This is a genomic window from Streptomyces sp. NPDC001373, assembly GCF_042895815.1.
GTDB lineage: Bacteria > Actinomycetota > Actinomycetes > Streptomycetales > Streptomycetaceae > Streptomyces.
This window is the reverse complement of sequence record NZ_JBIAWQ010000005.1, coordinates 459,087-479,806: the sequence shown is the minus strand read 5'-3', so window position 1 is coordinate 479,806 and position 20,720 is coordinate 459,087. Positions and strand designations below refer to the sequence as shown.

Sequence of the window (20,720 nt, the reverse complement as noted above, 5' to 3'; positions counted from 1 at the left end):
CCGGCGCCCGGGGGCCGGGGGCCGGGCGCGGCCGGATATGCGCCGTGTCCGCTCATCGCGCGGTCACGACCTCCAGCAGGTGGGGCCGGGCCGAGGTGAGCGCCGTGCGCAGGGCGTCGGCGAGCAGGCCGGGCCGTTCGACCCGTGAGGCCTCGCAGCCCTGGGCGCGGGCGAGTCCGGTGAAGTCCAGACCCGGCAGGGCGGTGCCGACGGCCTTGCCGATGCCGAAGCGCTCGGCGAACCGGTCGACGGTGGCGTACGAGCGGTTGTTCACGACGATCACGGTGAGCGGCAGGTCCAGCTGGGCCGCCGACCACAGGGCCTGGATGGAGTACATGGCGGAGCCGTCTCCGACCACCGCGATCACCCGGCGGCCGGGCCGTCCGAGTGCCATGCCCACCGCCGCCGGCAGGGAGTGCCCCAGCGCTCCGCTGGCGCAGGTGTAGAAGCTCTCGGGGCGGGTGTTGGGAAGGTACTCGCACATGACCGGGCGGCTGCTGGGTGCCTCCTCGACGATGACGCTGTCCGCGGGGCGCAGCCGGGCGAGTGTCTGCATGAGGAACGGCTGGCCGATGGCCGCGCCGTCGGGGGCCACCGGGTGTGGCCGGGGCCGCCGGGGCGGCTGCGCGCGCGTCGTCCGCGGGGGGTACCCGAGCAGATCGCGCACGCCTTGCCGGACGCTGGTCACCACTGAGGTGCCGACCGGGGTCCAGGCCGCGGTGTGCGGGTCGTCGGTAAGCTGGAACAGGGCGGTGTCCGGCGGTACGACGGGGCCGGCGCCGGCGACGTGGTAGGTGAACACCGGTGCTCCGAGGGAGAGGACCACGTCGTGTCCGGTGAGCTGTTCCACGATGCCCTCGCGCAGGGGCGGCAGGAATCCGGCGAAGAGCGGATGGTCCTCGGGGAAGGAGCAGCGGTAGGACATGGGGGCGGCCCAGACCCGGGCCCGGTGCAGTTCGGCGAGGGCCACGACGTCGTCGAAGGCCCGCTCCTGGTCGACGGCGGCGCCGACCACGAAGGCCGGCCGGGCGGCGGCGGCCAGCGCACGGCCGGCGTCGTCGACGCGTTCGGGGTCTCCGCGCAGGGCGGTGCTCACGGTGCGTGGTGCGACGGGCTCGGCGGGGGCCGCCCAGTCGTCGGCGGGGACGGAGACCAGCGTGGGTCCCTGGGGCGGTGTCATGGCGAGGTAGTAGGCGCGGGCGATGGCCGCCGGCACGTCCTGGGGACGGGCGGGTTCCCTGCTCCATTTGACGTACGGGCGCGGCAGTCCCGCCGCGTCGTCGTTGAGCAGGTACGGCTCGCCGCCCAGCAGCGAGCGTGCCTGCTGACCGGCCACGATCACCAGCGGGGTGCGGTTGCGGTGGGCGGTGAACAGGCTGCCCATCGCGTGTCCGACCCCCGCCGCCGAGTGCAGGTTGACCACGGCGGCGTTGTGGGTGGCCTGGGCGTGGCCGTCGGCCATGGCGAGCACGACGGACTCCTGGAGGCCGAGCACGTATCGGAAGTCGGCGGGGAAGTCCCGGAACATGGGCAGTTCGGTGGAGCCCGGATTGCCGAAGACGGTGGTCAGGCCGAACGATCTGAGCAGGTCGAAGGTGACGTCGCGCACGGTCAGGGTGTGGTCGTCCGCCATGGACGGGGCCTCCTGGGTACGAGGGGTTCGGCAGGGTGCGTGGGGCGGTCAGCCGCGATCCGTCCTGGCCGCCTCCAGGGCGGACCAGACACGGAACGGTGACAAGGGGGTGTCCGTCAGCCGTTCGCCGATCTCGGGCACCGCGTCCGCGACGGCGTTGGCGACGGTCGCCGGCGGCGGGATGGCGCCTCCTTCCCCCAGCCCCTTGAACCCGCCGGGGATGATCTCGCTGGGTGTGACGCGGTCCTCGATGGTCACCGGCGGCACGTCACCGAGGGTCGGCAGGACGTAGTCGCCATAGGCAGCGGTCAGCGGACGTCCGGTGGCGGGATCGTGCACGACCTCCTCCAGGAGTGCGATGCCCAGCCCCTGGGCGACTCCGCCGGTGATCTGCCCGGCCGCGATGAGCGGATTGACCAGCACTCCGCTGTCGTTGACCGTCCAGTAGTCCTCGACGGACGCCCGGCCGGTCTCCAGGTCGACGGCGACGGCCGCGCCGTGTGCGCTGTAGGAGTAGGTGAGGGCCGGCGGGTCGAAGTCGACCGACTCCTCCAGCTGGATCCGGTCGGGGTCGGGGCGGCCCCAGCCCTTCCAGCCGCGCGAGGCGACCTCGCGCCAGGCCATGGTCGCGTCACGGCCGGCAACGCGGAACACGTCCCCGTCCAGGGCGACGTCCGCCGGTTCGGCGCCGAGGTATCCGGCGGCCAGGAGGCGCATCCGTTCCCGCATCCTGCCGGCCGCCTTCATCAGGGCTCCGCCGGCCAGCGTGATCGACCGGCTGGCCTGTGAGGTGAGGTCCGAGTACGGCGACGTGGCGGTGTCCCCCAGCTCGACCGTGATCCAGTCGAGGGGGACGCCCAGCTGGTCGGCCGCGATCTGGGCGAGGGCCGTCTCGATGCCCTGGCCGATCCCGACGACGCCGGAGAAGACCGTGACGGTGCCGTCGTGGTTGACGCGCAGCCGGGTGCTCTCCCAGCCGCTCCAGTCGATGTCGAAGGCCTCCAGGAGCGCCGACGGCGCGAATCCGGTGATCTCGACGCTCGCGGTCACGGCGACCCCGCGCCGGATCGTCGGGGTGGACCTCTGCCGGCGGTCGGCGCCGATGGCGGCGGCACGGCGCAGGGCGGCCGGGTAGTCGCCACTGTCGTAGGTCAGTCCGGTGCGCGTCGTGTACGGCATCTCGTCCGGTCCGATCATGTTCCGGAGCCGCAGCTCGACCGGGTCGAGGCCGCGTTCCCGCGCGGCTTCCGCGACCAGCCGCTCCCGGATCCAGGAGGCCTCCTGCATCCCGTATCCGCGATAGGCGCCGGTGGGCACGGCGTTGGTGAACACGCCGGTCACCGTGGAGCCCGCGCGCTGGAAGCGGTACGGACCCTCCACCGCGAGGCCCGTCACCTGGAACGGGCCCGAGCCCGCCTGGATGGGGAACGCGCCGAGGTCGCCCAGGATGTCGGCGTGGACCGCCAGGAACCGGCCGTCGTCGTCCAGGGCGAGACGGCCGCGGGCCTGCTGTCCGCGCCCCTGGTAGCTCGCGGTGAGGTTCTCGGTCCGGTCCTCGATCCACTTGACCCGGACGCCGAGCACCATGGCGGCGAGGCAGACGAGCGCCTCGTCGACGTAGAGGGTGACCTTGCCGCCGAAGGAGCCGCCGATGTCGGGGGCGACGACCCGGATCTCGTCGACGCGGAGCCCCAGCGCCGCGGCCAGGTCCCGCCGGACCGTGTGGGGGGACTGCGTGCTGCTCCACACGGTCAGCCGACGGGTGTGCCCGATCCACTCGGCGAGCAGCCCTCGCGGTTCGAGGGGGCTGTGGCTGACCCGCTGGACGCTCAGCCGTCGCTCGACGACGTGCGGCGCGGCCCGGAACACCGCCTCCAGTTCTTCGGCGGGATCGCCGAAGTGGATCCTTCCGGCCACGTTGCTCCCGGTGTCCTGGTGGACCAGGGGCGCGTCCTTTGCGAGCGCCGCGTCGATACCGACGACGGCCGGCAGCGGATCGATGTCGACCGCGACGCGTTCGGCCAGGTCCTCGGCGACGGCGCGGCTGTCCGCCACCACCAGGCCGATGGGCTGGCCGACGTAGCGCACCGTCCGCGCCTGCGGGTCGATGTGCCGGGCGCGCTGGCCGGGCAGCCGCCAGGAGGTGGGCAGCGGGCCGAGCCGCCCGGCGATGTCGTCGGGCCCGAGGACGAGCCGGGCATCGCCGGTGGCCAGGACCGCCGTGGCGTCGAAGCGGGTGACGATGCCGTGGGCCTCGGTGCTGCGCAGGACGAACGCGTGCAGGGCACCGGTCTCGTCGAGGTCGTCGACGTACCGGCCCCCGCCGCGCAGCAGCCTCGCGTGGTGGATGCCGGGAACGGTGCGGCCGATCAGGGGTTCACGCCGCTTCACCGGCCGGCCTCCCCGCCCTGCCAGTGCCGTTCGACGGCGGCGCGGATCCCGGCGTAACCGGTGCAGCGGCACAGGTGACTGTCGACGACGCTCTCCAGGGCCTCCGCCGCACCCATTCCGGCGCGTTCGGCGTAGTGGAGGCCCATGAGCACACCGGGGGTGCAGAATCCGCACTGGAGCCCGTGTTCGTCCCTCATGGCCTGCTGCAGACGGTTCAGTCCGCCCTCGGGTGCGAGCCCCTCGACGGTCTCGACGCTCGTGCTGTCGGCCTGGACGGCCAGCATCAGGCAGGAGCGGACCGGCTCGCCGTCGACCAGCACGGTGCACGCTCCGCACGCGCCCTGTTCGCAGCCGACGTGCGTGCCGGTGAGGCCCAGCGCGTGGCGCAGGAAGTCGCTCAGCAGGGTGCGGACCTCCGCTGGTGCGGACCTCACCGTCCCATTGACGGTGAGGGTGATGTCCTGGGACCTCATGGGGCGTTCCTCTCGGCTGTGAGGCGGGCGACCGCCCTGCGCAGAGCGGTCCGGAGCATGTCGGTGCGGTACGCGGCACTTCCGTGGAGGTCGGCCGGCGGGTCGCAGGCGGCGGACGCGGCTTCCAGCAGGCTGCCGAGGGACGTGGCCAGCCGCTGTCCGACCAGCACCTGTTCCGCTTCCCGCAGCCGGACCGGCCGGTCGGCGACGCCGGCTGCGGCGACGCGGGCCTGCGTGACGACCGGCCCCGCGAAGGCGACGCCGAGGCAGACCCCGACGAAGGGCCGGCCGGCGCTGCCGCGCCGGGTCACTTCCTCGAACCGGTGGCGGAATCCCGGCCGGCGTGGCAGGTGCACCGCGGTGAGCAGTTCTCCGGCCCGTCGCGCGGTGAGGTGGGGGCCCTGGAAGAAGTCCTCGGCATCGACCGTCCGCGCGCCCTGGGTGCTGTGCAGGGTGAGCCGGGCACCGAGGGCGAGTACGGCCGCGGGCAGCTGCGCGGCGGGGTCCGCGTGGCAGAGCGAGCCGCCCAGCGTGCTGCGGTGGCGTATCTGCCGGTTGGCCACGAGGAAGGCGGTGTGGGCCAGGACGGGCAGCACCGCGGTCAGGGCGGGATCGGACTCCACGTCGCGGAGCCTGGTCATCGCGCCGACGCGTACGGCGTCGGCGGTGACCCGGATGCCGGTGAGTCCGGCGACCCGGTTGAGGTCGATCACGGTGGCCGGCCTGACGCGCCGCTGGTTCAGCAGGGGGACCAGGCTCTGTCCGCCGGCCAGCGGTACCGCGGGCCGGTCGGCGCCGGCCAGGACCGCGAGGGCTTCGTCCAGCGTCCGTGGCACCTGGTAGTCGAACGCCGGCGGCTTCACCGTGCTCCCTCGTGGCCGGCGCCGGGGGAATCCTCCGTGCGCGCCCGTACCAGTTCGACGGCCTGGGGCGGGGTGAGGTGGCACAGTGCGTCCAGCACGGTGGCGTCGAGCAGCACCACCGCTCCGGAGCGCTCCGATTCCAGCCTGAGGCGTTGGCCGTTGCCTGTGGGGCTGACCGTCACGCGTACCGCGGCCGACTCGCAGACGATCCTGCACAGTTCCGATTCCTGCCGTCCTGCAGAACTCCAGGCGAGTCCGCTCATGACGATTTCCTGCCGTCGTGGCCGTACCGGCCGTCAGAAGATGATGGAGAGCTGTTCATGCGTGGGTACTTCCATGTCGAGGAGCACGCGTCGGCGCAGCAGGCGGTACGTTCCCCCGCCGAGGTCGGTCACGATGTCCTGCCGGGCGGCGGTGGCGGTCGCGCTCTCGCCGCGGCCGCGGGCCCAGGTGGCGAGCACACCGGACTCGACGCGCCACGTCCCGGCCCGGTCCGTGGCGAACACCCGTACGGTCCCGAGGAAGCGGCGCTGGACGCCGCCCGGGCGGTCCGACCAGGCGTGCTTGAGGCCGAGCCGGCCGAGCTTGAGGGCGAGCACGTGCCTGGTCGCCTCGAAGAGCATCGCCTGATCGCTGTGCCGGGGGAGGTCGGGGTCCTCCCGCAGCAGCGGCACCGGCACCTGGTAGAGGAAGCCGTCCTCCAGCAGGTCGAGCCAGTCCTGGTACTGGCGGTCGTCGAGCAGCACCGACTCCTCGTCGAGGAAGTCCCGCAGCGGCCGGTCCATCTCCCGGTGGCGGGCGCCCCGCCCGGGGAACGGCTGGTGTTCGGGCAGCGGCCGCGTCGGCTCCGCCGTGCCCGTCACGCTCGCCTCAGTCACCGGTGGCCTCCATCAGTTCGGACCAACGCCGGTAGAAACCACGCTGGTTGTGTTCGGAGAGGGTCAGGTACTCGGCCCGGCCCGGACCGGGGAAGCCGGGGACGGGCGTCCCGAGTCCCATGCCGAGGGAGAGGTCGGTGGGCGCGTCGTCCGCGACGCTGCCGCTGATCGCCGCGTCGATCCGGGCGAAGTTCTCGAAGTCGTCCATCTCGAAGAGGATTCCGCCGGCGGACTGCGACCGGGCCTGGAAGGCGTACGAGCGCCGCTTCCACTCCGCGCTCATCGATCGGGGAACCAGCGTCCAGTAGGTGCATTCCGTGTGGCGTGCGTCGATCGGGGTGTGCACGCGCCAGACGAAGTACTTGGTGAGCGGGTCGGTGTCGCGGCCCACGGCCCGGTCGTGCGAGACGCTCAGAAAGGCGGCGTTGGGGAAGACGGTGCCGTGCACGACCTCGCAGTGCGAGTTGAACCTCACCTGCTCCTCGGTCTGCGCGGCGGTGAAGCGCGGCCACTCCTCGCGCGGATATCCCAGGTACGCGGCCTGCTTCAGGTCACGCTCGAGCGTGGGATTCGCCTTCTCGACGACGTAGCCGGCGCGCACCGCATGGCCCTGGGGGGTGCTGATGTTGATGCCCATGAGGTCGAGTTCGCCCTTGCCGAGGGTACCGTCGGCGAGGCTGCTGCCGTAGATGCCCTGTTCGAAGGCGGCCTGATGGGTGGTCTGCATGTGGTAGCCGTCGCCCGCGAAGTTGTCCGTGGCGATCTTCCAGTTGCCCTTCACGACGGAGCGCTGCGGCGGCCCGTAGACCTCCCAGTCGCCTCCCGTGAGATCGAGCAGCGCGTCCAGGTACCAGCGGAAGTCGCCGAGGTACTCCTCCAGCGGCGGCGCCTGCTCGTTCCAGGTGGCGAAGACGAAGCCGCGATAGGCGGTGACCCGGGCCCGGGGCAGGTCGTAGGCCTCCTTGCGGAAGTCCGGCGGGTAGTTGCTGCGCAGGCTCGGCACTCCGACGAGGCGACCGTCGTTGGAGTAGGTCCAGCCGTGGTAACTGCACCTGAAGTGGGCGGAGTTGCCGAAGGTCGCACGGCATAGCTGGGTGCCCCGGTGGCTGCACGAGTTCAGCATGACCCTGACGCTGCCCTCTTCGTCGCGGGCGACGATGACGCCGTCGTCGCCCAGCCGTCGCACCACGTAGTCGCCGGCGTCGGGCAGTTCGGACTCGAAGCCGATCAGCTGCCAGGTCGTCCGGAACACCCGCTTCATTTCCTCCTTCAGCACGTCTTCATCGGAGAAGGCGCGGCGATCGAGCCGATACACCTGTTGCGCATCCTCCGAACGAGCTGCTTCCAGCATCCTGATCCCCCTTTTCCAGGCCGGCGGGAACGGCCTTCACCTCCGACGACGCGAGAGGCTAGATCCTCCGCGTTCTGTCTGGCCAGTGCGTGAGCAATCGCGAACAGCCGCCCTGTTCAGCATCACCCGACGCCGTTGCCAGTGAGCCGTCGCTTCTGTTCTAGTGCGTCGACGCGCTTCGATGCCGCCGTTACCCACTAACAGTTCTCCGAGACGGAGGAAATCCCTTGCCGACCCATGCCCTCTCCGCGGAAGAATTCACGCACAACGACCTGGAGTACATTCCGGACCCCTTTCCGTTCTACGAGAAGATGCGGAACGAGAGTCCCGCCTTCCGCTCGGACCGCATCTTCGGCGGCGCGTGGCTGTTCTTCGGCTACGAGGACTGCCTGCGGCTCATGAAGGACGAGCGCCTCTCGAACGCCCGGGCCGCGGTTCCGCTCTGGTTCCTGCCCGAGTCACAGCGGGAGGAGTTCGCCGACATGATCGGCGTGTACGAACGCTGGCTCGCCTTCCATGACGGGAAGGAGCACACGGTGAACCGCCGGCAGGCCAACAACAGCTACCGGCCGTTCAGCGACGAGTGGCTCGAGCCACGCATCCAGGGCCTGGTGGACGGGCTCCTGGACAAGGTCGACCCGGCCGCCGGCTTCGACCTGATGTCCGAGTTCGCGTTCCCCCTGCCCGCCATGGTGATAGCCGATGTGCTGGGCGTCCCGGTCGAGGCCCACCCCGAGCTGACCCGGTGGACCGACGACATCGCCCACCTCTTCGGGTCGACGCAGGTCACCGTCGAGCACCTCAAGCGGACCCAGGCCAGCACCCGCGAACTCACCGAGTTCCTGGCCTCCCCCGAGTGCGCCGAGAGCGCGGCGCGGCAGAACGGGCTGCTGCACACGCTGCGCACCACGGAGGTGCACGGGCACCGCTTCTCCGAGCAGGACGTGGTGGCTCAGGCCGCGCTGCTGCTGTTCGCCGGCGTCGCCTCGATCCGCTACCTGATCGGCAACAGCGTCCACGCCCTCGACCGGTGCACGGCCGAGGAAGTGGCCCTCCTGCAGGATCCGGCCGCCGTCCCGGACGCGATCGAGGAACTGCTGCGCCTGTGCACCCCCGTGCAGTTCGTGGGCCGGGTGGCCCGCGAGGACATCCCCTACACCACCGCCGCCGGCGAGGAGATCGTGCTGCCGGGCGGGCGTCCGATGATGCTGTACGTGGCGTCCGCCAACCGCGACCCGCAGCAGTTCACCAAGCCCGACGAGCTGGTGCTCGACCGGCCGGCCCCCAACCAGCACCTGACGTTCGGCGCCGGCCGTCACCTCTGCTTCGGCGACCCCCTGGTGCGCCAGACCATGCGCATCGCGCTGGCGACGCTCTACCGGCGGATGCCGGGGCTGCGGGTGCTGCCGCAGACCCTCAACTACAACAACAACCTCGGCTTCCACGGGTTCACCGCCCTGCGCGTCCAAGACGGCGCGGCCTCCGCCCGCGGGGCCGCGTGAACCCTCCGTACCCCACCCCGCCGCTTCCCGAGGAGACCCTGATGCCCCTGCCCAGACTGTCCAACTTCGTGGACGGGAAGAAGACCGAGCCACTCGGCGACGGTTTCACCGAGCTGCTCGACCCGTGCACCGGGACGGCCGGCGCCCTCGCTCCCGCCAGCGGCCCCGAGGACGTCGATGCCGCGATGCGGGCGGCGGAGACCGCGTTCGAACAGTGGCGGCGCACCACGCCCGCCGAACGCCAGCAGGCGCTCCTGCGCATCGCCGACGCCCTGGAGAGCCGGATCGACGAGTTCGCCGCGGCCGAGCTCCTCGACACCGGGAGCACCGCGGCCGCCGGCGAGGCGCCGCTGATGGTGGACCAGCTGCGGTTCTTCGCGGGAACGGCCCGGCTCCTGGAGGGCAGCTCCGCGGGCGAGTACTCGCCCGGCCACACCTCGTACGTGCGCAGGGAGCCGGTCGGCATCTGTGCCCAGCTCGCTCCGTGGAACTTCCCGCTGCTCATGGCCGTGCTCAAGAGCGCGCCGGCGATCGCGGCGGGGAACACCGTCGTGCTCAAGCCCGCTGAGACGACACCCCGGTCGGCCCTCCTGTTCGCGGAGCTGGCCGCGGAGTTCCTTCCCCCGGGTGTCCTCAACGTGGTCTGCGGCGGTCCCGCCACCGGCCGGCTGATGGTGGAGCACCCGGTACCCGCGATGGTGTCGCTGACCGGATCGCTCGAGGCCGGCATCGACGTCGCCCGTTCGGCCGCGGCCGACCTCAAGAGGGTCCATCTGGAACTCGGCGGGAAGACGCCGGTGGTCGTCTTCGCCGATGCCGATCTGGACGCCGCCACAGCGAAGATCATCGACGGCGCGTTCGGCAACGCCGGACAGGACTGCACCGCGGCGACCCGGGTGCTGGTCGACGGCGCCGTCCACGACGAGCTGGTGGAGCGGCTCGCCGCCGCCGCGCGGGCCGTTCGTCCGGGCCCGCCGGCCGACCGGGGCGCGGCGTACGGTCCACTCAACAACGCCGCCCAGCTGGAGCGGGTGCGCGGGATCGTCCAGCGCCTTCCGGAGCACGCCCGGATCGTCACCGGCGGGAAGCAGGCGGGCGGGGAGGGGTACTTCTTCGAACCGACCGTCATCAGCGGCGTGCGGCAGGACGACGAGATCATCCGTACCGAGGTCTTCGGCCCGGTCATCACGGTCCAGCCGTTCGATTCCGAGGAGGAGGCGGTACGGCTCGCCAACGGGGTGGAGCAGGGTCTCGCCTCGGCGGTGTGGACGTCGGACCACGCGCGGGCGATGCGGCTCACCGGTCTGCTCGACTTCGGCACGGTCTGGGTCAACACCCATCTCGGATTCCCCTCGGAGATGCCGCACGGCGGGTTCAAGCACTCCGGCTACGGCAAGGACCTGTCCGTGTACGGGTTCGAGGCGTACACGCGGATCAAGCACGTCATGCACCACGTGGGCGCGTAGCCCGGCAGGCACGGACGAAGGCGCCGGAGGGGATTCCCCTCCGGCGCCTTCTCGCTGCTCACGACCGGGTAGGCGCCACGACGGCGGGAAGGTCACGCAGTGCCCCGCCGACCAGCTCGCACATCCGGCTCTGCTGGGTCGTCACGAACAGGTGCCCTCCGGCGATCTCGCAGGAGGTGAAGGGACCGCTGGTGTGCCGGCGCCAGGCCGTCACGTCCGCGGCGTCGACCAGAGGGTCCGCGTCTCCGCCGAAGGCGCTGACGGGGCAGGCCACCCGCGTGCCGGCGGGGCGCTGATAGGTCTCGGCGGCCGCGAAGTCCGCGTGCAGGGCCGGCAGGATGAGCTCCGCCAGATCGTCGTCGTCCAGCGCTCCCCCCGGCTCGGGCTGGAAGCGGCGTACGGCCTCCAGGAACGGGCCGGGTTCCAGCGTGTGCAGGCCCCCGTAGTGCAGTGGCCGGTGCGGTGCCCGGGATCCCGAGACGAACAGCCGGACGGGGGGCAGGCCGTCCCGGGTGAGACGCAGGGCGGCCTCGAAGCTGACGAGGGCCCCCATCGAGTGTCCGAAGAGGGCGTAGGGGCGGTCGATGTCCTCGCGCAGCACGGGTACCAGGGCGTCGGCGACGGCGTCGACCGTGCGCAGCGGTTCTTCCCGGAGCCTGCGTTCGCGTCCCGGCAGGGCGACGGGCACGACTTCCACCTCCGCCGGGAACGTCCGGGCCCAGGAGCGGTACACGCTCGCCCCCGACCCTGCCCAGGGCAGGCAGTACAGGCGCACCGCGGCTCCGTCGCGAGGTCGGGGCACCGTCAGCCACCCGCCACCGCGCACGGTCCCGGTGCCCGCCGAGCCGGCCGCCGCCATCTCAGGCCTCCCCAAGTTCGTGGAGCACACGGATCAGCTCCTCGACCAGCCGCCCGGCGCGCTCGGGCGTGCACCACCTGGTGGTGTGGGTCAACAGGCCGTGCAGAGAGCGCCCGTCGTCGACGAGGGTGAGGAAGAGGTCCTGGTACTGCTCGGCGACGGCCAGGGAGACGGGAACGGGTTCGACGTCGCGGTCCCCGGTGTCCAGAGGCATGTCGATGTAATTGAACAGCACCTGCCCGTAGTCGGCGCCGGTTTCGAAGAGGGCTTCGATCGGCAGCGAGTGGGCGAGTCCGTCCAGGTAGGAGTCGCGGACGGCGCCGAGGCGGTCGCGGAGGTCCTCGCTCCCGCGCAGGTCCAGCCGAAGCCACAGGGTGTTGGCGAAGAACCCGACGGTACGGGCGAAGTCCTGGGTACCCCGGTTGGAGACGGACGTGCCGATCACGAGGTCCGACCGGCCGGTCATCCGCTCCAGGGCGACGGCCAGCGCCGTCAGCGGCACGACGGACGCCGGTGTACCCGTGCGCGCGGCGGAGCGGACCGCGGCCACCGCGGACTCGGGGACGGCGAACGTGTGCTGGAGGCTGGGCAGGCTCATCGTGTTGCCGCCGCCGAACAGGGGCTGGGCACCTGCCAGTCGTCGCTGCCAGTACGGGAGGTGCCTGGTGTCCTCACCGGCACCGAACTCCGCGTACGGTCTGGCCTGCGGCAGCCGGGGCGGCTGCTCGCCGCGTTCCAGTGCCCGGTAGCAGGCCAGCAGTTCGTCGGCGAGAACGCCCATCGACCAGCCGTCGGTGTTGAGGTGGTGGACGACGAGCACCAGCAGCCACTCCCGGGCGGCGAGACGCAGCGCGTCGAGGCGCAGCAGTGGCCCCACGGCGAGGTCGAAGGGCTCACGGACCCGCTCACCCGCCCGCGGAAGGGCGTCCTGGACGGTGACCGCCCGTTCGCCGCCGCGTAGGTCGGCCGTACGGACCGCGACGCGGACGACGGGCAGCACCCGTGCGACCGGCCGCTCCCCGTCGCGCGGGAAGACCGTGCGCAGCGCGGCGTGCCGTTCGGTCAGCCACCGCAGGCTCCGCTCCAGCAGGGGGACGGAGAGGTCTCCTCCCCAGCGCAGCAGCGTGTGCACGTTCAGCGACGGGTGGTCGTGGCCGGCCATCCATTCCTGCGCCCGGGAGAGCCGGGACGGCTCCGCGGCGGGTTCCGGCCCGGGATCCTGGGGGGCTGCGGCAGGGAGGGCGGCGGCCAGCGCGGCCAACTCGCCGAGCACGGGGGACGCGAACACCTGACGCGGGGTGAACCCGAGCCCACGTTCGGCGGCGCGGTCGATCATCCACAGGGCCTTGAGGGAGTCGCCGCCGATCCCGAAGAAACTGTCGTCCGGCGATATGGCTTCGCGCTTTCGCTGTAATACCTCCGCCCATATGTCGGTCAGTACGTTCAGGGCCGCTTCATATTCCGGCACGAGGTGCCTCCTCTGTCTGCGATCACACGTCGCCCGAGGGTACGAAGCGGACACGCGTTCCCCAAAGGAGCGCTCAACTCGAGTTTCACACGGGCGTGGTGGCGTCTCGGAGCACACCGGCGCGCGTGATCGACGCATAGATGTCCCTCACTTCGAGCGCGGCGCGCTGCCACGAAAAGCCGTCGACGGCGCGTAGCCGGCCGGCCCGCCCCATCCTTTCCGCGGTGTCCGGGTCGTCCAGCAGGGAATTCACCCGGGCGGCGAAGTCCTTGGCGAAGACATAGGGCTCTTCCGGCTGCCCGCCCGTCCCGGGCCGGCCGTGCAGCGGTACGAGCCGGCCGGTCTCCCCGTCGACCACCACCTCGGGGATGCCGCCGGTCGCGGTGGCGACCACCGGCGTGCCACAGGCCATGGCTTCCAGGTTCACCATGCCGAGCGGTTCGTAGACCGATGGGCAGGCGAACACCTGTGCATGAGTGAGGAGTTGGACCAGAGCCCGGCGGGGGAACGCGCCGCCGATCCAGTGGACGTCGACGCCCTCGCCACGCAACCGGCCCACCCCGTCGGCGAACTCCGCGCGGGCCCGAGCGGTGTCGGCGGCCTGTGCCACTATCACCGTGCGGGTGCCGGGGACGAAGTGCCGGGCGGCCCGCAGGAGGTGGTCGAGCCCCTTCTGCCTGGTGATCCGGGCCACGGCGGCCACGATGGGCCGGTCGGTGCGTATGCCGAACGGCTCCAGTGCGTCGGTGCCGTGGTCGGGGGCGAACTCCCGGGTGTCGATGCCGTTGTGCACCACGGTGACCCGGTCGGGGTCGACTTCGGGGTGGAGCCGGGTGATGTCCCGGGCCATGGCCCGGGAGACGGCGATCACGCGGTCGGCCGTGCACAGGGCGGTCCGTTCCATGGAGCAGGACAGGCCGTACCCTCCGGCGAGCTGCTCCTCCTTCCACGGTCTCAGGAGTTCCAGGCTGTGTGCTGTCACCACGTGCGGGATGCCGTGGAGCTGCTGGGCGAACCGGCCGGCCAGCCCCGTGTACCAGGTGTGACTGTGCACCACGTCCGCGCCCGCCACCGCGTCGGCCATGGCGGCGTTGACCGCGACGGCCTGCAGGGCCGGGTTGGCGTCGCACAGTCCGGCCGGCACCCCGTGGGCGAGCACGCCCAAGGTCCCACCCTCCCGGGCGGGCCGCGCGTCCGGGGGGAGGGAGGGCCCGTAGTGGTGGACCCGCAGATCCACCAGTGGCCGCAGCTCTCCGGCGAGGGCCGTCACGTGCACGCCCGCGCCCCCGTACACATAGGGCGGGTACTCGCGGGTCAGCAGGTCCACGCGCATGGGGCGGTCCTTTCCGGTGCGTCGGGAGGCACGGGTCGGTCGAAACGGTCGCTGCTCGGGTGGCCGGAGGCCCCGGCCAGCCTTTCGAGGACGCGGGCGACGCCGTCGTCGTCGTGGTCGGGTGCCACCTCGTCGGCCACGGCCTTCAGGTCGGGATGGCAGTTGCCCATGGCCACGCCGTGGCCCGCCCGGCTGAGCAGGGGGATGTCGTTGGGCATGTCTCCGAAGGCGACCACGTCGGAGAGGTCGACGCTGTAGCGCTCCGCGGCGAGGGCCAGTCCCGTCCCCTTGTCCGTACCGGCAGGCAGGATCTCCACCAGGCCGCGGTCCGAGTGCGTGACGGCGGCCAGCGGGCCGCATACCCGGGCGGTGAGCGCTGCCAGATCGTCGTCCGGGAGCACGGGATGGCGCAGGAAAACACGGTCCACTGGCCGGCGCCACAGGTCCCGGTGTCGGCAGGTCCGGACCGGCGAGAGGGTGTCGTGGACCGGAAACCCGGGGGTGCGTACGAACTCGCCTTCCGGGGTGTTCACGGCAAGGGACAACTCGCCCGGTACGCCGCGCTCGGCCAGCTCCTCGTGCAGGCGGGCGACCAACGTGCGGGCCAGGTCCCGGTCGAGGGCGACCGTGCTGAGCATCCGGTGCGCGGTCACGTCGTACAGCTGGGCCCCCTGCCCGCAGACGGCGATCCCCCGGTACCCAAGGGCCTCGAAGACCCGCCCGCACCCGGAGGCAGGCCGTCCGGTGACGATCAGATGGCGCATGCCGACCCGTCGCGCGGCCCGCAGCGCTTCCCGCGTCCGCGGGGCGACGCTCTTGTCGCTCCGCAGGAGCGTTCCGTCGAGGTCCGTGGCCGCCAGCCTCAGCATGCCCGACCGCCGCGGGGGGCAGGTCCGGTGGATCCCCGGACCACGAGCTCGGGCGCGTAGACGAGCTCGGCGCGGGGCACGGGCACGCCGAGCAGCGCCTCCTTCAGCGCCGCCGCCGCGCTCTCCGCCATCCGCCGGACGGGCAGCTGCAGCACCGTCAGCGCCGGGTCGGTGAAGCGGTTGGACGGCGCGTCCTCGAGGGCCATCAGCGACACGTCACCGGGCACGGTCAGGCCCCGGCCCCTGACCGCGTCGAGCACGCCGAGCGCGAGCAGCCCGTTGTCGCAGACGACGGCCGTGCAGCCGGCGTCCAGAAGCGCTCCGGCGGCGGCGTATCCGCCTTCCGGCGACGAGATCGTCTGCTGCACGAGCACGGGACCCCTCCCCAGAAACGTTTCTGCACGGTCGCCGGTCGCCCGGTGCCCGGTGTGTGCGAGGACGAGCCCGATCGCGGTGTGGCCCAGCCCGGACAGGTACCCGAGCGTCCGCTCGGCGGCCACCACGTCGTCGGTGCAGAGCTCAAGGCCGACGGAGTCCTCCGCGCCCGCGTGGACGACGAACATCGGCGCGCCCCGGCAGGCAGCGACCCCGCCCTCCGGCCCCTTCTCCTCCCTGTTCCACACCGGTCCTATGTGCACCACACCGGAGATGCCGCGTGCCCTGAGCCGCCCCGGGAGCTGCTCGTGCCACTGTTCCTGCCACTCCTGGGCGGCCCCCTCCGGGCAGAGGACAGAGAGCAGTCCCTGCCGTAACAGGGCGTGCGCCATCTGGCTCGCCAGATGGATGAGCAGGGGGTTCTCCAACTCCGGCACGACGATGGCGACCAGCCCGGTCGTGGGCTCCCGGTACCGGTCGTGCGCCGTCCGGCGGCGCGGTACCGGTTCGGCGCGCTCCCCCGGAACACCCGCGCGGTCCACCGTTGTGTTGGTCATCGTTCCTCCTTGAGTCACGCACGATGTGCGCCCGATCGGCGTTCAACCGCTGCACCAGCGCAGTTGAACAGGATGGTCCGGACCCGGGAACCGGGGTCAGACCGCTGAGGGGCTCATCACCTCGGTGTCCTCACCGATCTCTTCGGCGAGGTAGCGCCACATCTCGGCGTATCCGAGGAACAGTTCGGCAACCAGGAGGCGACAGTGCGGTGGAACGCTGTCGGCGATGTTCCGCCGCTCGCGGGCGGCGAGGGCACAGGAGTCGAAGACCCGCAGCACCAGTCGTCCGGTGTCGTTGAACCGGAGGGAAGGATCCCGGCGCAGGTGGTCGAAGATCGACGTCAGGTCCGACAGCTTCCGGCTGCGCAACAGCGGCGGCACTCCGGTGTCGGCGGCCGGCCTGGTCCGCCGGCCCGGCTGCGGCTTCCCGCCCCGCAGCTTCAACGGCACGGGGTCCACGCCCTGGCGGATCCGTGCACGCACGTCGGCGACCGTCGCCGGGGAGATGCCCACCTTCCTGGCGATCTGCCGCAGCGAGGCACCGGGATTGGAACGGATCATCTCGCTCGCCAGTTCCCGGCCCTGCACGCTGTTGACCGGGCGGGCCCGGCCGTCGAGACCGACCCGGACGGCGACCTGGGGATCGTCGCCGTCCATGCCCCGTCGGACCTCGGCCACCTTCCTGGCGGAGAGACCGGTCACGGAGGCCACCGCGCGGTCGGACCACTGCGGGTGGGAGACGAAGATGCGCTGCACCGCGGCGATCCGGTCGGCCCTGGCCAGCGGCAGGCCGTGGGCCACGTTGGCCGCCACCGAGAGGACGAACGCGTCCTTCTCGTCACCGTCGAAGAACCGCACGGCTATCTCGTGGTGGCCCCGGAGCTCCGCCGCCCGCAGCCGGTGCACGCCATCGACGACGCGCATCGTGGCGCGATGCACGGTGATGGGCGGCAGTGCTAACTCGCTCTCGGCCAGGGCCTGTGCGTGACCGGCGTCCGCACCCGAGCTCCGGAGCGAACCCAGGGTCACGAGCCGCTCAAGGGGAACGAGTTCGACAGGGGATTGGCGGAGCTCGCTTTCGCACTGCGCCACGTAGGAAAGGGCGTCGTTCTCGCGTGCCCCCATCTGTTCAAATGCGCTCAACGCAGGCTCCTCAAAAGGATGTTCTGACGACAGAGTTCGGCATCCGTCGAGCAACATACCTTGATCACCGCGTTCCGCCACCAAACATATAGCCCGGTTTCTTTGCGCTCCATTACCGTGTGCGCTTCCGCAAAGCAAGAGGGGGCGGTCCCTTGTGGAACCGCCCCCTCCTCCCGCCGCGCACCCGCCCCCGTGGGTGCGTTCAGCGCACCGACAGTCCGCCGTCGGGACGGAGCACCTCCCCCGTCATGCCCGCCGCCCGAGGTGAGGCCAGGAAGCGGTAGAGGGGTGCCAGTTGCTCCGGTTCCAGCACGGTCCCGAGCGGGTTGTACGCGCGGATGGTGCGAACGATCGGGTCCGGGTCCCCGAAGACCGGCCGGCTCGCCGGTCCGGAGCCGTCCACGGCCCGGAGCCCCGTCACCACCCCGCCGGGGGCCACCGCGTTGACGCGGATCCGCGGCGCCAGGTCCGCGGCCAGATGGCGGACGAGCCCCAGGGCCGCGTGCTTGGCCGCCGCGTAGGCGACGCCCGCACCGTTCCCGCTCACCAGGAACGACGCGTCGGAGAGCGTGAAGACCATGCAGCCTCCCGTACGCTCCAGGGCGTCGGCCGCGGCCCTGGCACCCAGCAGGTAGCCGACCACGTCGACGTCCAGGACCTGCCGGGCGGCCTCGGCCAGTTGCTCGGCCGGGAGGTCCCGCAGCCGGGCCCCGGCGTCGTGGACCCCGGCGTTCCCGACGAACACGTCGAGCCGGCCGAACCGGTCGAGGGCGACGGCCACGGCCCGCTCGTTGTCCCGCACACTGCGCACGTCGCCGCGGACGAAGGCCACCCCGGCCGGCAGTGCCTCCCGGGGATCCTCCTGGTCCAGGACGACGGCACGATGCCCGTGCGCCGCGAAGTCCTCGACGACGGCCCGTCCGATGCCCGAGCAGCCCCCCGTGACCAGGACCACGGGGGTCGCTCCGCCCGCCGTGCCGCTCCCGTCCGCGCTCAAGCCGGCGGAGCGGTCCACAGACCCGGGTCGGGGGTGCCGATGAGGGTGGTGGAGACCAGTTCGTCCCTCGCGTTGGCGGTTCCCCACACGTCCTGCGTCTGGGCTGTCGCGGGGTAGACCTTGGGCGTCCAGCCGTGCTCGTCGTCGATCACCTGGGCCGCGGTGGTGTACTCGAGGACGAATCCCGACGACGGGTCCTGGAAGTAGGAGAACGTGTTCTGGCCCACTCCGTGGCGTCCCGGCCCCCAGAGGGGCGCTATGCCGTGGCGCATCATCCCTCCGGTCGCCCGCATGAACTCGTCGAGTCCGCGCACCTCGAAGGCCACGTGGTTCAGAGAGGTGTGCGGCGCCCGGGTGAAGGCGATGATGTGGTGCGCCCGCCCGGTGCGCATGAAGCACATGATGTCCTCGACCCAGTCGGACACCCTGAACCCGAGCACGGACTCGTAGAAGGTGCGGGCGGCCTGCAGGTCAGGGGTGTTGAGCACCACGTGGCTGATGCCGATCGGGCGGGTCTCCGTCTCCTCCACCGGCCGGAAGGCACGGCCCGCCACGTCCGCGGACACCTCGACCGTCCGGCCGTCGCAGTCGAGGAACCACAGGGCGTATCCGCCCCCGAGGTCCTGTCGTCGGCCGGGTTCGCGGACGATCTTCGCCTGCGGATGACGGGCCACCCGCTCGGCGATCTCGTCCACTTCGGCGGCCGAGGAGGCGGCGAACGAGATCAGGTCGACCCGGGGTTCGGCGGTCTCGCGAAGGCGCAGTACGTGGCTCTCTGGGCAGCCCGAGCCCAGGTAGAGCCGGCCGTCGTCACTGCCCACGGCCTCCAGTTGCCAGCGCTTCTCGTAGAATTCCCGCGCCGCGGCGAGCTGCGGCACCCCGAATCCCACGTGGCGGACGTGCGTAATCATCCTTCATCCTTCGTTGTTCGACATGCGTGGTCATGAGCCCGGCACGTTCCGGTCAGGTCAGGTCAGGTCAGGTCAGGTCCGTCACGAAGACCAGATCCCGCAGCCGCAGCCCCGGCGGAAGGTCCGCGTTGACGGTGCGGAGCACCTCCTCCCGGCAGTCCAGTTCGACACGGGGCGGGAAGACGGGCTGCCGCCACGGCCGGGAGGCCCCGGCAGCGCCGGGCACCGCCCGGCAGACGGCCGTACCGGGGTGGCCGGAGGGTACGCACCAGATGTCGTACCTGCCGTCGTCGTCACCGGGTGTCCACCGCAACGCCGCGGACCAGCCGGACTCCTCGGCGAGCAGGCACAGCCGCTCGGGGTCGAGACCTCCGTCCGGGACCGGGTCGCGGACCGCCCCGCCCGGGCGGCGCAGCGCGAGGGCCTCCGCCAGCCGCCCGTTGGGGACGCCCCGGAACCCGAACGCCTTCGCCTCCCCGGCGAGGCGGTTCCGCAGCCGTCCGACCGTCAGGGTCCCGCCGTCCGCCCACTCCGGGTCGGCGCCCGCCGGCGGACAGCCGACGTGCAGCACGGCGTCGTACCGGAACAGCGTCATCTCGGTCGGCGCGGAACCACGGCGCGGGGCGGTCTCCGCATCCGAGATCCCGTCGATCCGCCCCACCAGGGAGTGCAGGTACTCCGGATACAGGCTCAGTTCCCCGTCGAGCCTCAGGTCCCGGCCCACCTGGGCCGCCAGCCGGCCGCGGTCGGCTCCGGCCGGTGCCCGCCGGTGGTGCCTGAGGCCGACGAGGGCGTCGCGCAGCCCCTCGTGCCTCAGGTCGCCCAGGAAGACATGGCCGCCGTGCGCGACCGCCGGCAGGACGCGGCGCAGGACTTCCTCGAGATACAGGATCGAAGGGAAGTACTGCGCCACCGAGTTGACGATCACCAGGTCGTAGGGACCGCCCTCCACGGGCGCGACGGCCGGCGCCTGGGAGGCGGTCACGACGGTCGCAGGGGCGTGCTGTTCCAGTTCGGCCGCGAGCGCCCTCAGCAGGAAAACGGCCTGTTCCGATAAATCGGTGGCGGTGTAGACATCCGGGCGGAGAGCGCGGACGAGGGGATCCATCAGAAGTCCCGTACCGGCGCCGATCTCCAGAATTCTACGGGGCTTGAAATCAGAAATCCGCGCGACGGTCGTGTCGACCCATTCTGCCATCTGGGCGACGGAAACAGGACGTCCGGTGACGCCGTCCGTCCACCCGGTGATTCTGGACGTCTGTGGAGTGGTGTCGAGCGCGGCCATTTCATAGCAGTCGTCGAAGACGTACTGCCACGATTCCACGACCGGATCGGCGTCCCCGGCCGGACCGCCGCCGGGATCCGCCACCGGGACGACCCGGGCTGTGAACCGCCCGCTCTCATCCGGTGCCCCCTCACCGTACTCGACTCTCGCCGCCCGCACGCGCGGATGACCGCGGAGCAAGGCTGCGACCACCGCGACTTCATCCTCTTCAACCAAGGGGATTCCGCGGGGTTTCGGCATGGACTCACCTCCTGGAATTCTCGTCAATTCCTTCGCGATCCCAGGGAGTTTAGGGCCGGGCAGCCGGACGGCGCATCGCTGTGCAGGTGTTCATATCGAGCATCGACCGGTGGCTGCGGTGCCTCC

18 protein-coding genes are annotated in these 20,720 nt (G+C 71.7%); 2 read left to right on the top strand and 16 right to left on the bottom strand.

Features of this window, described 5'->3' with window-relative positions; all coding sequences use genetic code 11:
- Window positions 1-52 precede the first annotated feature (52 nt).
- The 7 genes from mdlC to ACFY15_RS15375 are packed head-to-tail and all read right to left on the bottom strand — an operon-like array spanning window position 53 to window position 7,514.
- Entirely contained in the window at window positions 53-1,633 is a 1,581-nt protein-coding gene (mdlC, locus tag ACFY15_RS15405) for a benzoylformate decarboxylase (RefSeq protein ID WP_390825586.1), read from the bottom strand.
- Between the two features lie 48 nt (window positions 1,634-1,681).
- Window positions 1,682-4,024 carry a xanthine dehydrogenase family protein molybdopterin-binding subunit gene (locus ACFY15_RS15400; RefSeq protein WP_390686968.1) on the bottom strand — a complete coding sequence of 781 codons (2,343 nt, stop codon included), beginning with the start codon at window positions 4,022-4,024 and terminating at the stop codon, window positions 1,682-1,684.
- Window positions 4,021-4,497 carry a (2Fe-2S)-binding protein gene (locus ACFY15_RS15395; protein ID WP_390686967.1) on the bottom strand — a complete coding sequence of 159 codons (477 nt, stop codon included), beginning with the start codon at window positions 4,495-4,497 and terminating at the stop codon, window positions 4,021-4,023. Before ACFY15_RS15395 ends, ACFY15_RS15400 begins: the two co-directional genes overlap by 4 nt.
- A complete protein-coding gene (locus ACFY15_RS15390) occupies window positions 4,494-5,360 on the bottom strand; it encodes an FAD binding domain-containing protein (RefSeq protein ID WP_390686966.1) in 867 nt (288 codons plus the stop codon). Before ACFY15_RS15390 ends, ACFY15_RS15395 begins: the two co-directional genes overlap by 4 nt.
- Window positions 5,357-5,623, bottom strand: coding sequence for a hypothetical protein (locus tag ACFY15_RS15385; RefSeq protein ID WP_390686965.1), 267 nt, complete (start codon window positions 5,621-5,623; stop codon window positions 5,357-5,359). Before ACFY15_RS15385 ends, ACFY15_RS15390 begins: the two co-directional genes overlap by 4 nt.
- Window positions 5,624-5,656: 33 nt before the next feature.
- On the bottom strand, window positions 5,657-6,238 hold the full coding sequence (locus ACFY15_RS15380; RefSeq protein ID WP_390686964.1) for an aromatic-ring-hydroxylating dioxygenase subunit beta: 582 nt from the start codon (window positions 6,236-6,238) through the stop codon (window positions 5,657-5,659).
- Window positions 6,231-7,514 carry an aromatic ring-hydroxylating dioxygenase subunit alpha gene (locus tag ACFY15_RS15375; protein ID WP_390686963.1) on the bottom strand — a complete coding sequence of 428 codons (1,284 nt, stop codon included), beginning with the start codon at window positions 7,512-7,514 and terminating at the stop codon, window positions 6,231-6,233. Before ACFY15_RS15375 ends, ACFY15_RS15380 begins: the two co-directional genes overlap by 8 nt.
- 302 nt (window positions 7,515-7,816) lie before the next feature.
- Between ACFY15_RS15375 and ACFY15_RS15370 the strand changes: the two genes are divergently transcribed.
- Window positions 7,817-9,091, top strand: coding sequence for a cytochrome P450 (locus ACFY15_RS15370; protein WP_390686962.1), 1,275 nt, complete (start codon window positions 7,817-7,819; stop codon window positions 9,089-9,091).
- Window positions 9,092-9,132: 41 nt separating this feature from the next.
- The gene (locus ACFY15_RS15365; RefSeq protein WP_390686961.1) at window positions 9,133-10,557 is read left to right on the top strand and encodes a gamma-aminobutyraldehyde dehydrogenase; all 1,425 of its coding nucleotides are present in this window, start codon (window positions 9,133-9,135) and stop codon (window positions 10,555-10,557) included.
- A 58-nt stretch (window positions 10,558-10,615) separates the two neighbouring features.
- Here the strand turns inward: ACFY15_RS15365 and ACFY15_RS15360 are convergent, their stop codons facing one another.
- The 9 genes from ACFY15_RS15360 to ACFY15_RS15320 all read right to left on the bottom strand — a co-directional run bounded on the left by ACFY15_RS15360 (window position 10,616) and on the right by ACFY15_RS15320 (window position 20,393).
- Complete coding sequence (locus tag ACFY15_RS15360) at window positions 10,616-11,359, bottom strand: thioesterase II family protein (RefSeq protein WP_390686960.1); 744 nt, start codon at window positions 11,357-11,359, stop codon at window positions 10,616-10,618.
- A gap of 58 nt (window positions 11,360-11,417) precedes the next feature.
- Entirely contained in the window at window positions 11,418-12,884 is a 1,467-nt protein-coding gene (locus tag ACFY15_RS15355; protein WP_390686959.1) for a condensation domain-containing protein, read from the bottom strand.
- A gap of 85 nt (window positions 12,885-12,969) precedes the next feature.
- A complete protein-coding gene (glgA, locus tag ACFY15_RS15350; protein ID WP_390825585.1) occupies window positions 12,970-14,217 on the bottom strand; it encodes a glycogen synthase in 1,248 nt (415 codons plus the stop codon).
- Window positions 14,199-15,086 carry an HAD family hydrolase gene (locus ACFY15_RS15345; RefSeq protein WP_390686957.1) on the bottom strand — a complete coding sequence of 296 codons (888 nt, stop codon included), beginning with the start codon at window positions 15,084-15,086 and terminating at the stop codon, window positions 14,199-14,201. The genes glgA and ACFY15_RS15345 overlap by 19 nt, the downstream gene beginning before the upstream one ends.
- Window positions 15,080-16,018, bottom strand: coding sequence for a substrate-binding domain-containing protein (locus ACFY15_RS15340; protein WP_390686956.1), 939 nt, complete (start codon window positions 16,016-16,018; stop codon window positions 15,080-15,082). Before ACFY15_RS15340 ends, ACFY15_RS15345 begins: the two co-directional genes overlap by 7 nt.
- Window positions 16,019-16,114: 96 nt before the next feature.
- Window positions 16,115-17,218: a ParB N-terminal domain-containing protein gene (locus tag ACFY15_RS15335; protein WP_390825584.1), complete on the bottom strand. Its 1,104-nt coding sequence runs from the start codon at window positions 17,216-17,218 to the stop codon at window positions 16,115-16,117.
- A 145-nt stretch (window positions 17,219-17,363) separates the two neighbouring features.
- Window positions 17,364-18,116, bottom strand: coding sequence for an SDR family oxidoreductase (locus tag ACFY15_RS15330; RefSeq protein WP_390825583.1), 753 nt, complete (start codon window positions 18,114-18,116; stop codon window positions 17,364-17,366).
- A gap of 38 nt (window positions 18,117-18,154) precedes the next feature.
- A complete protein-coding gene (locus ACFY15_RS15325; protein ID WP_390686953.1) occupies window positions 18,155-19,069 on the bottom strand; it encodes a VOC family protein in 915 nt (304 codons plus the stop codon).
- A gap of 67 nt (window positions 19,070-19,136) precedes the next feature.
- Window positions 19,137-20,393: a class I SAM-dependent methyltransferase gene (locus tag ACFY15_RS15320; protein ID WP_390686952.1), complete on the bottom strand. Its 1,257-nt coding sequence runs from the start codon at window positions 20,391-20,393 to the stop codon at window positions 19,137-19,139.
- Between the last annotated feature and the right edge of the window lie 327 nt (window positions 20,394-20,720).